Source organism: Mesorhizobium sp. M0715, assembly GCF_040320355.1.
Classification (GTDB): Bacteria; Pseudomonadota; Alphaproteobacteria; order Rhizobiales; family Rhizobiaceae; genus Mesorhizobium.
Map to the genome: position 1 here is coordinate 94,440 of NZ_JAMYPL010000026.1, position 9,793 is coordinate 104,232.

Sequence of the window (9,793 nt, forward strand, 5' to 3'; positions counted from 1 at the left end):
AGGTGTCGGGCATCGCAAGCATCAGAACGCCCGCTATGCGACCTGGCGGACAAGGGCTTCGAAGCCGTCGGCAAGATTGGCATTGCCGGCAGCGAGAAACGCAGAAAGATTGCGGGCGCCACCGGGCGTCTTGTTGGCATCAAGCAGCACCGCCCTGCCCTCATGCATGACGAAATCGAACTTTCCGTAGTCAAAGCCAAGCCGGCGCCTCAACGTGCGAAGCTCGTCGGGAACCGGAACCGGCTCACGTCGGATCGTGTCGTCGCCCTTGACGAGGCTCTGCGGCGAGACATGGCGGGTGCAGCGCTCGCGCTCGCCGCAGAATATCCAGAAGCGGGCTCCAAAGCCGTCCGCCTCCGGCTCGGGAATGAATTTTTCGACGACGAGATCGCTGCGGTCGAAGACCTCCGGCGCAACATCCGAAAGGGATGCATAGACGCGATAACCCTCGATGAGCTCGACGCCGGGAAACGGCTTCGGCTTCCCGGCTCGCAGCGATCGCCGGTTGAGCGCTTGCTCCCGCATCCCGAGATTGTTGAGATTGCTCTTGACGATGACCGGTCCTTGCCAGTCGTCCTCCTTGCCGATCACCGCGCCACTGACGCGTCGCTTGGAGATGTCGGCGGCTCCGATGTTCAGGCAAAAGGGAAAAGCGCGTGCGTATTCGACATATTCGGGGGGCGTCACAGTCGCATCGACGTGCAGCACCGCGATGTCGGCCTCCGGCTTTGCCGACGTTCCGGGGATTATGCGGACGGAATGACCGCGTCGCTTCAGTTCCTCCAGCAAACCGAAAAGCATATAGGAGCTCCGGCGGCGAAACAGCAGGCCACGCCGGCGTTCGAACCTGTCGAACTCATGCGTAATAACCGCGATGCGTGTCATGCGCCCCCCGAGCTTGGCTTCATCAGCGTCCTCCATTATGCCTGCAAATACAATGCCGGCTTGGGGGTGTGGATGACCGACCATTGGAATGCCGTTCGAGGGCACTGGCAGTTGCTCGGGCCACCGTTGCGGCCGCCAGCGGAAGCGGTTGAGGCCTATGAGCGTGAGCTCGACCTTTCGAAGGCGCACGTCATTCTGCTCGGCGTGACGCCGGAACTCGCCGGGCTCGGGACGACGATGATGGCCGTCGACGAATCCTCCGACATGATCGCCGGTATCTGGCCAGGCGACACCGCGTTGCGAAAGGCAATCAACGGCGACTGGCTCGACTTGCCGGTGTCGGACGCAAGCATAGATGCGGTGATCGGCGATGGCTGCCTGTCGGCGCTCGGCCTTTCAACCGCGCGCCGGGCGCTATTTGCGGCGATCGCCGGCGTACTGCGCACCGGCGGCCGAGCGGGACTGCGTCTCTTTGCCGGTCCCGAAACACCGGACGATCCGGCGGCGGTGCGGGCGCTTGCACTGTCGGGCGGTGTCTCGACCTTCCACGAACTCAAATGGCGCGTCGCAATGACCGCGACGGGCGACGCGCCCGACCATGCCATTCCGGTCAGGACGATCGCGGAAAGGTTCGATGCACTGTTTCCTGACCGCAAAGAGCTTTCGGCTCGCACGGGCTGGGACCTGCCCACCATCGGCACCATCGATGTCTATCGGAACTCGCCGGCCATCTACACCTTCGCGCCGGCGACTGCATTGGCGAGCGAGGCGGAAGCGTTCTTTGGTGATGTTCGCATCGCTTTGACCGGGAGCTATGGGCTCGCCGAGCGATGCCCGCTGTTGGTGCTGCGGGCGCCAAGACACTGAAGATAGCAGGACGGCGCTCGAGCCGGGGCAGGCGCAACCCAGGCTTTGTTAAATCGTGCGGCAGCATGAGAAAAATTTCGCTCGCATCGCGGCCTTCGCGCACCTTGACTCTCAAAAGCCGTCAGCCTATTTCAGCGCCACGTTAGCACTCTCCATTGGTGAGTGCTAACTCATATGTCCGGCGCCGCCGGATGGAGGAACTGTTTCTCACCGTTCTCATCGAGGAAGAAAAAATGGCAAAGTCGAAGTTCCGCCCGCTTCATGACCGCGTGGTCGTTCGCCGGGTCGAATCCGAATCCAAGACCGCTGGCGGGATCATCATCCCCGACACGGCAAAGGAAAAGCCGCAGGAAGGCGAGATCATCGCTGTCGGCTCCGGCGCTCGTGACGAAGCTGGCAAGCTGGTCCCGCTGGACGTCAAGGCCGGCGACCGCATCCTGTTCGGCAAGTGGTCGGGCACCGAAGTCAAGCTCAATGGCGAAGACCTTCTGATCATGAAGGAATCCGACATCATGGGCATCATCGGCTGATATCAGGCCTTTCCCCGTCAACTGAATTCCCGGGCTCGATCAAAGCCCCTGCCAGGAGCTAAAAATGGCTGCCAAAGACGTAAAATTCTCCCGTGATGCCCGCGAGCGCATGCTGCGCGGCGTCAACATCCTCGCCGACGCGGTGAAGGTCACGCTCGGCCCCAAGGGCCGCAACGTCGTCATCGACAAGTCGTTCGGCGCCCCGCGCATCACCAAGGACGGCGTCACCGTCGCCAAGGAAATCGAGCTTGAAGACAAGTTCGAGAACATGGGCGCGCAGATGGTCCGCGAAGTTGCTTCGAAGACCAACGACATCGCCGGCGACGGCACCACGACCGCGACCGTTCTGGCACAGTCGATCGTCCAGGAAGGCCACAAGGCCGTTGCCGCCGGCATGAACCCGATGGACCTGAAGCGCGGCATCGATCTGGCCGTGACCGAAGTCGTCGCGGCTCTCGGCAAGGCTGCCAAGAAGATCAAGACCTCCGAGGAAGTCGCCCAGGTCGGCACGATCTCGGCCAATGGCGACGAGTCGGTCGGCAAGATGATCGCGGAAGCGATGCAGAAGGTCGGCAACGAAGGCGTCATCACGGTTGAAGAAGCCAAGACCGCCGAGACCGAACTCGAAGTCGTCGAAGGCATGCAGTTCGACCGCGGCTACCTCTCGCCCTACTTCGTCACCAACGCCGACAAGATGGTTGCCGAGCTCGAGGACGTCTACATCCTCCTGCACGAGAAGAAGCTGTCCAACCTCCAGGCCATGCTGCCGGTTCTCGAAGCCGTCGTGCAGACCTCGAAGCCGCTGCTCATCATCTCGGAAGACGTCGAAGGCGAGGCTTTGGCCACGCTGGTCGTCAACAAGCTGCGTGGCGGCCTGAAGATCGCCGCCGTCAAGGCGCCGGGCTTCGGTGATCGCCGCAAGGCCATGCTGGAAGACATCGCCATCCTCACCGGTGGCCAGGTCATCTCGGAAGACCTCGGCATCAAGCTCGAGAACGTCGGCCTCAACATGCTCGGCCGCGCCAAGAAGGTGTCGATCTCCAAGGAGAACACCACCATCGTCGACGGCGCCGGCAAGAAGGCCGAGATCCAGGGCCGCGTCGCCCAGATCAAGCAGCAGATCGAAGAGACCACTTCGGACTACGACAAGGAGAAGCTGCAGGAACGTCTGGCGAAGCTCGCCGGCGGCGTTGCGGTGATCCGCGTCGGCGGCGCGACGGAAGTCGAGGTCAAGGAAAAGAAGGATCGCGTCGATGACGCCCTCAACGCGACCCGCGCGGCCGTCGAAGAAGGCATCGTTGCTGGTGGTGGCGTAGCCCTGCTGCGCGCTTCGGCCAACATCAAGGCCACCGGCGTCAACGCCGACCAGGCCGCCGGCATCAACATCGTTCGTCGTGCGCTGCAGGCTCCGGCCCGCCAGATCGCGGCCAACGCCGGTGCGGAAGCATCGATCGTTGCCGGCAAGATCCTTGAGAACAAGGGCTTGACCTTCGGCTACAACGCCCAGACCGGCGAATATGGCGACATGATCGCCATGGGTATCGTCGATCCGGTCAAGGTTGTCCGTACGGCTCTCCAGGACGCGGCCTCGGTCGCCGGCCTGCTGGTCACCACCGAAGCCATGATCGCGGAGGCTCCGAAGAAGGAGTCGGCTGGCGGCGGCGGCATGCCTGGCGGCATGGGCGGCGGCATGGGCGGTATGGGCGGTATGGATTTCTAATCCAGCCCTATCAGCCTTCAGATACGGAAAGGGCGGCAGAGATGCCGCCCTTTTTGTTTTGCGCAGCGGTCGTCGTGGCCTCTCAGACGGCGGCATCCGCGCGTTGCTTTACCTCGCCGGCAAGCACCGCGGCTTCGATCAGCGCCGCCACTTCATCGGCCACGGCCTGTATCGGAGCGCGGTCGCGGGTGGCGCGGGCGATCACCATCAGTCCTTCCAGCGACGATTCGACCAGCAGTGCCAATGCATGCGCGCGGCGCTCGGGCACCCCCGCCCTGACGAAGGCGTCCCGCAGCAGGCCTATCCACTGTTCGAAGGCCGAGCGGCACAACTCCGCCAGTTCCGGCACGTCGGTGGGCGAGTCCAGCACGACAGGCGCGACCGGACAGCCGAGCGAAAACTGGTTGTCTTCCAGCATGCGCCCCACCGACTGGTAGATATGATGGACGGCCACCGCCGGATTCTTTTCGGCAGCCAGCGCTTCGCCCAGCCTCTCCGTCACGTCGGCAACGCTAGCGCGCGTCACCTCGATGACCAGTTGGTCCTTGCCGCCGGGAAAATGAAAATAGAGCGAGCCCCGCGGTGCGCCGCTGGCGCTCAATATGTCGTTGAGCGAGGTGCCGTGATAGCCGCGCTGCCTGAGCAGCAGCCCAGTCGTCTCGAGTATGCGGGTGCGGGTGTCGTTGGCCATGTCAACCTCTGTCAGCAGGAATCATTATAGGCCTTGCGCAGAATATGACAATCGGTCTACATAATATGTAGATCAGTCTATATATTCCTGAGGAATGCCATGCGAAGGGAGAACGACAATGACAATTCGTGAAGCCTCGGCCAAATGGCAGGGGACGCTGAAGGAAGGTTCGGGACGGTTGCGGCTCGGCAGCGGCGTCTTCGAAGGCGCCTATTCCTTCCCGTCGCGTTTCGAGAACGGTCCGGGCACCAATCCGGAGGAACTAATCGCCGCAGCGCATGCAGGCTGCTTCTCGATGGCGCTGAGCGCCATACTGGGCAACGCCAATCATGTTCCGACAAGCATCAGCACCGTCGCTAAGGTGCATCTTGGCGCAACCGCTACCGGTCCGACGATCACCCGCATCGAACTCGAAACCGAGGCAGAGGTCGCGGGACTTGCCGAAGATGAATTCGAGCGCCTTGCACAGTCCGCCAAGGCGGGCTGCCTCGTCTCGCGGGCCCTTGCCGGCGTGTCCCAGATCACCCTCAAGGCAACACTCGTCGAAGCCACCAAAGCCCAATGAAGCCAGGAGAAAGAAGATGACACAGGAGCTTGTCATGGACGCAGCCGCGTACGACCTGTCCCAGCAGACGGCCGAGATCATGCGGCGCTACAACGACGTATTCCAACGCCATGATCCTTCGGCACTCGCCGAGCTGGTGGCTGAGGATTGCGTGATCGAGAACACCGTGCCAGCGCCGGACGGCGCCCGTTATGCCGGTCAAGCGGCGTGCGTCGGGCTTTGGGCGGCGATAGCAACCCAGGCCGGCACGCGCTTCGATATCGAGGAAACCTTCGTTGCCGGCGACCGGGCAACGATCCGCTGGCGCTATTTCATGACCGACGGCAATTCGCTGCGCGGCGTCAACCTCATGCGCGTGGCCGACGGGCGGATCGTCGAAGCGATGGGCTATGTGAAGGGGTAGCGTGCCCGAGCAATTCCCCGAAAGCGCATAACGTCGGCTTTTCGCCCGGAATAGCGCAACCTAGAGGAGCGGATCAGCGAGACTGAACCGCTCCCCGTGGCGCTACCGATCGGCCAGCGCCAGCTTCGCGCCGAGCATGACGAAGGCGCCGGCGAAGGTCCGGCGCATCCAGGTCAACACCATTGGCCGCGAGACGACGTGGCTGCGGATCGAGGCGGCGAAGATGCCGTAGCCGACGAAAACCACGAAGGTCAAAAGCATGAAGACGGAACTCAGTTCCAGCATCTTCGACAGCGCATTGGGCTCGGTGGTGCTGACGAATTGCGGCAGGAAAGCGAAGAAGAAGATCGACAGTTTCGGATTGAGCACGTTGGCGAGGATCCCGGTGGCAATCACCTTGCCGGCCGAGCGCGGCGTCACATCCTGCTCGACGCTGAGGCCGCCATTTTCCTTCAGCGTGTTCCAGGCCATGTAGAGGAGGTAGGCGACGCCGAGATATTTCAGCGTCTCGAAAGCGAGGGCGCTGGTGTGCAGCAGCGCCGCAAGGCCGGTGATGGCGGCGGCCATGTGTGGGATGATGCCGAGCGTGCAGCCGAAGGCGGCGATGACGCTGGCCCGCGCGCCGCGCGAAAGGCCGGCGCTCAGCGTGTAGAGAACGCCGGTGCCGGGCGAAGCCACGACGATCAGCGACGTCAACAGAAATTCGATGCTCACGATGGTTCCTCCGGCACCCGACCCGGCCAGGAACGTATCGGGCTGCGGGTCGGCGCACAAGCGGAGGTGATCGGAGCTTGGCTACACCGGCAATCCGAGCGCTCGGCGTGCCATCAGACACTCCTCGTCGCCGGGCATGCAGGCGCGACAGACGTCTGGCCGGACGTCGTAGATGCCGCAAGCGGTCGACTTGCCGATCTCGCCGGACAGCGCCGAGCAGCGCACGCCCTCGCAGCGCATGCCTGACAGGTCAGATGCGACATATTTTTCCGGGATACGGTCGAGCTGTGCGTCATCCTCGGTGGAAAAGCGCGGCCACTCGGCCGAATAGGAACAGCAGGCACCGCAGCTTTGGCAATCGAAGGTGCCCTGTTGCGACGACAAAACGCTCGCCACCAGGGCGGACAGCCCTGGCGCGGCGGGGTTGCGATCGGCGTCTTGCGGCAAGGCGCTATTTCTTCTTAGCCGTCTTGCCCTTCGGCGAATCCGCCGGCGACTTGAACAGATCGGTCGCGGCCTCAATGGCGTCGCCGGCCTTCGGCGCGGCAACTGGCTTAGCCGGTTTTGCCGCGGCACCCGAGGCTGCCGGCTGATCCTTGGAGGAGAATTTTATGGCCATGTCAGTCCTCGTCGGCGAAGCGCGATGATGGGGCGCGCGGATTGCGCAGGCGGCCGATCAGCGCCGAAACGGCCGTGATGTTCATTTCCTCGGGCGACCAGTTTTTCACCGCCTCGATGTGATGGGCCGCCAGCTCGCGATGCGTGCTGCCGCTGTAGGCGGCGTCCTGATAAGTCACCCGCTCATGGGTCTTGGCGTCTTCACGGACATATTCGATCAGGTAGTTCGGGCATTCGGCGCGGCCGCGCACGCCGACGCGCACCTGGGCATCACCGTGGGCACGCTTGCAGCGTTCGAGCTTTTCCAGCACACGCCGGACGAATTCGACCGGCTTGTCGAGGCCTTCGACCATGTCGGCAATGGTTGCGTCGGCGGCGATCGGTGTTGGCGGTACGCGTTTGGTGGCCATCAGCGTCTTCCGGCCCGCTTCGGCAAAGCGGCTAGCGCGGCGGCGGCGGCCATCTCGTCGGCCTCCTTTTCCAGGCGCAATTCGCGCAGACGCGCGGTCTTGGCTTCGCGTGCCTCGCTGACGGCGTCGCGCTCGGAATTGATGCGGTTGAGCGACATCGACTGGGTTTGCGTCTTGCTGAACAGGGACACGGCCTGATCGACGGTTGTCTTTGAACTGGTGGTCAAATCTTTCTCCTGTCAGGAGCCTGTGCCGATGGAGCGAGACCGGGTCTTCGGTCAGGATCACGCACAAAGCAATACGCGCGGCGAATTCAAATTGCTGGAGCGTCCCTTAGCACGTCCAGGCCGGCGCGCAGCGCACTTTCGGCGGTACGGCGCGCAAAATGAAAAAGGCCAGGCACCGCCTGACCTTCCATGAGAGCGTCGCGCAACCAGACGACATCCAAAAGGATGCACCGGGGGTGCACGGGAACGCCCTGCTTATGCACATGATATGCCGTGGAAACTCAGGTCTCCGCGGCCATGCGCCCGAATTCGCCACTCACCGGTGCCAGTACATCCGTGGTCACCGGGAGAGCTGAATTCGTTTTTCAGGCCGCCTTCAACTGGTCGGCGGACATCTTGCCCGACTTGTTGTCGCGGACCATCTCGTAGCCGAGCTTCTGGCCCTCGACGATGTCGCGCATGCCGGCGCGCTCTACGGCCGAGATGTGGACAAAAACGTCGGCCGAGCCGTCGTCAGGCTGAATAAAACCAAAACCTTTGGTGGCGTTGAACCATTTAACTGTGCCGGTGCTCATGACGAACCCTTTCCATGGCAAATATTCGTTCGACGCCATGCGGATGCACAACGTCGTTTGTCCCGATTTTTGATGTGGGAAGTTCGTCAAAGGCGCGCTCGAAAGCGCGGATAACAAAAGTCAGTCAAACAAATATCGACGATTTGCTTATAGGCTTCTTTTGGGGCGCTGTCAAATTTGCATAAAGCCACAGCTGCGGAATTCTCCCAAACCACCTGGCCAAAACACCTGACATGACGGCAAATCGGACCCCAAACAGCGCGCTTGCGCCAACTTGAAAAAAGTTTTCCGGCATCCAGGAACCATCTGCGCAGACGCGCATTTATTCGGTGTCATCAGCAGTTCATGAGAGCAATCGAATAACAGTTGATGGCAAAGACGCCCCCCGCACGATAAAAGGTGCGAGGGGCGTTTTCGTTTGGATCCTATTCGTCCGGGCCGGGTTCCGGCCACGTCTCCCTGGCCGCCTCGGCATACCAGTGGCGCATCGCCGGCGTTGCCAGCACGGCATCGACATAGGCGCGCGTATCCTGCGCCAGCGTGCCGCCATAGGTATCGAAACGGGTGACGACAGGCGCATACATGGCATCAGCCACGGTGAAGTGGCCGAACAGGAACGGGCCGCCCTTGCCGTATTTTTCCCGGCACTCGCGCCACAGCGCCTCGATGCGGGCGCGTTGCGCCTCGCCCTCGGCGTCAAGCGGCTTGTGGCCCTTCGGCCGACGCAAATTCATCGGCCAGCCATAGCGAACCTCGCGAAAGCCGGAATGCATCTCGGTCGCGGCCGAACGCGCCAGCGCACGGGCGTCGATATCGGCGGGCCAGAGCTTTTTCTCGGGAAACAGGTCGGCGAGATATTCAAGGATGGCAAGGGTTTCCCAGACGATCTTGCCGTTGTGATTCAGCACCGGCACCTGACCGGTCGGCGACACTTTTGCCAGATTGGCAAAAGTTTCAGGCGTGCGCAGCCGTACGAAACCTTCCTCGAACGGGATCTCCAGATGCCTCATCGCCACCCATGGCCGCAACGACCATGAGGAGAAACACTTGTTGCCGATATAGAGCGTAAATTCTGCCATTTTTCTCCCCGCACGCACGGCCTCCAAAATCCCATTGCCAACGCGTGTTCACAGCCTAGCCCACCGACCTTGCCCCAGGCGGCGGCCGCGCGACCTGATCTGCCGTCCGGGCGACGCCTGGAACCTAACCGACATCGGCTCGTTAGCACCCGCAAATGAATTCCCCCGAATTCAAAATCCCGGGAGATGCGCAAAAATGGTGAACAAGGATCAGGTCGCGGGCGTGGCCAAGCAGGTCAAGGGCTCGGTCAAGGAAGCCGCCGGCAAGGCAACCGGCAACCGGCAGACCCAGGCCGAAGGCACGGCCGACAGGATCGCCGGCAAGGTGCAGAAGGCCTATGGCGACGTCAAGGACAAGGTCAGGAAGGCGCTCTGATCCGCATCGAGGAACGCGTTGTTATCGAGGGAAAGGCGGTCGCGAAGGCTAATGCAGTTCACTTAGGCACCTTCAGTGTTCTGACAGGATATTTGGCTGGTAGCTTTTTGACGACACGGGGGCATGATCGCCC

Annotated in this window: 15 protein-coding genes; 6 read left to right on the forward strand and 9 right to left on the reverse strand. The window is 62.2% G+C overall.

Features of this window, described 5'->3' with window-relative positions; translation table 11 throughout:
* Positions 1 to 33 precede the first annotated feature (33 nt).
* A complete protein-coding gene (locus NKI21_RS26225; RefSeq protein ID WP_023813508.1) occupies positions 34 to 885 on the reverse strand; it encodes an ATP-grasp domain-containing protein in 852 nt (283 codons plus the stop codon).
* Between the two features lie 72 nt (positions 886 to 957).
* Between NKI21_RS26225 and NKI21_RS26230 the strand changes: the two genes are divergently transcribed.
* The 3 genes from NKI21_RS26230 to groL all read left to right on the forward strand — a co-directional run bounded on the left by NKI21_RS26230 (position 958) and on the right by groL (position 4,002).
* Positions 958 to 1,752 (forward strand): class I SAM-dependent methyltransferase, encoded by a 795-nt coding sequence (locus NKI21_RS26230; RefSeq protein ID WP_352868073.1) that lies wholly within the window; start codon positions 958 to 960, stop codon positions 1,750 to 1,752.
* Between the two features lie 233 nt (positions 1,753 to 1,985).
* Positions 1,986 to 2,282: a co-chaperone GroES gene (gene groES, locus NKI21_RS26235; RefSeq protein WP_006203049.1), complete on the forward strand. Its 297-nt coding sequence runs from the start codon at positions 1,986 to 1,988 to the stop codon at positions 2,280 to 2,282.
* Positions 2,283 to 2,346: 64 nt separating this feature from the next.
* The gene (gene groL, locus NKI21_RS26240; protein WP_127289069.1) at positions 2,347 to 4,002 is read left to right on the forward strand and encodes a chaperonin GroEL; all 1,656 of its coding nucleotides are present in this window, start codon (positions 2,347 to 2,349) and stop codon (positions 4,000 to 4,002) included.
* A gap of 82 nt (positions 4,003 to 4,084) precedes the next feature.
* On the opposite strand, the gene NKI21_RS26245 is transcribed toward groL, so the two are convergent.
* On the reverse strand, positions 4,085 to 4,693 hold the full coding sequence (locus NKI21_RS26245; protein WP_352442935.1) for a TetR/AcrR family transcriptional regulator: 609 nt from the start codon (positions 4,691 to 4,693) through the stop codon (positions 4,085 to 4,087).
* A 118-nt stretch (positions 4,694 to 4,811) separates the two neighbouring features.
* Between NKI21_RS26245 and NKI21_RS26250 the strand changes: the two genes are divergently transcribed.
* Positions 4,812 to 5,258 carry an OsmC family protein gene (locus tag NKI21_RS26250; RefSeq protein ID WP_352868076.1) on the forward strand — a complete coding sequence of 149 codons (447 nt, stop codon included), beginning with the start codon at positions 4,812 to 4,814 and terminating at the stop codon, positions 5,256 to 5,258.
* Positions 5,259 to 5,274: 16 nt separating this feature from the next.
* On the forward strand, positions 5,275 to 5,661 hold the full coding sequence (locus tag NKI21_RS26255; RefSeq protein ID WP_023814148.1) for a nuclear transport factor 2 family protein: 387 nt from the start codon (positions 5,275 to 5,277) through the stop codon (positions 5,659 to 5,661).
* A gap of 102 nt (positions 5,662 to 5,763) precedes the next feature.
* On the opposite strand, the gene NKI21_RS26260 is transcribed toward NKI21_RS26255, so the two are convergent.
* The 7 genes from NKI21_RS26260 to NKI21_RS26290 form a co-directional block, all read right to left on the reverse strand.
* Positions 5,764 to 6,375, reverse strand: a complete 612-nt coding sequence (locus NKI21_RS26260; protein WP_031213900.1) for a LysE family translocator — start codon at positions 6,373 to 6,375, stop codon at positions 5,764 to 5,766.
* An 81-nt stretch (positions 6,376 to 6,456) separates the two neighbouring features.
* Positions 6,457 to 6,822, reverse strand: a complete 366-nt coding sequence (locus tag NKI21_RS26265; RefSeq protein ID WP_023814146.1) for a YkgJ family cysteine cluster protein — start codon at positions 6,820 to 6,822, stop codon at positions 6,457 to 6,459.
* A 4-nt stretch (positions 6,823 to 6,826) separates the two neighbouring features.
* A complete protein-coding gene (locus NKI21_RS26270) occupies positions 6,827 to 6,994 on the reverse strand; it encodes a hypothetical protein (RefSeq protein ID WP_023814145.1) in 168 nt (55 codons plus the stop codon).
* A gap of 1 nt (position 6,995) precedes the next feature.
* Positions 6,996 to 7,403: a hypothetical protein gene (locus NKI21_RS26275; protein ID WP_013532398.1), complete on the reverse strand. Its 408-nt coding sequence runs from the start codon at positions 7,401 to 7,403 to the stop codon at positions 6,996 to 6,998.
* Positions 7,403 to 7,630: a hypothetical protein gene (locus tag NKI21_RS26280; RefSeq protein ID WP_013532399.1), complete on the reverse strand. Its 228-nt coding sequence runs from the start codon at positions 7,628 to 7,630 to the stop codon at positions 7,403 to 7,405. Before NKI21_RS26280 ends, NKI21_RS26275 begins: the two co-directional genes overlap by 1 nt.
* 365 nt (positions 7,631 to 7,995) lie before the next feature.
* A complete protein-coding gene (locus NKI21_RS26285) occupies positions 7,996 to 8,205 on the reverse strand; it encodes a cold-shock protein (RefSeq protein ID WP_010915421.1) in 210 nt (69 codons plus the stop codon).
* 425 nt (positions 8,206 to 8,630) lie between these two features.
* Complete coding sequence (locus tag NKI21_RS26290; protein WP_023814142.1) at positions 8,631 to 9,284, reverse strand: glutathione S-transferase family protein; 654 nt, start codon at positions 9,282 to 9,284, stop codon at positions 8,631 to 8,633.
* Positions 9,285 to 9,480: 196 nt separating this feature from the next.
* On the opposite strand from NKI21_RS26290, the gene NKI21_RS26295 reads away from it, so the two are divergent.
* Positions 9,481 to 9,660 carry a CsbD family protein gene (locus NKI21_RS26295; RefSeq protein ID WP_023814141.1) on the forward strand — a complete coding sequence of 60 codons (180 nt, stop codon included), beginning with the start codon at positions 9,481 to 9,483 and terminating at the stop codon, positions 9,658 to 9,660.
* The last annotated feature ends 133 nt before the right edge of the window (positions 9,661 to 9,793 follow it).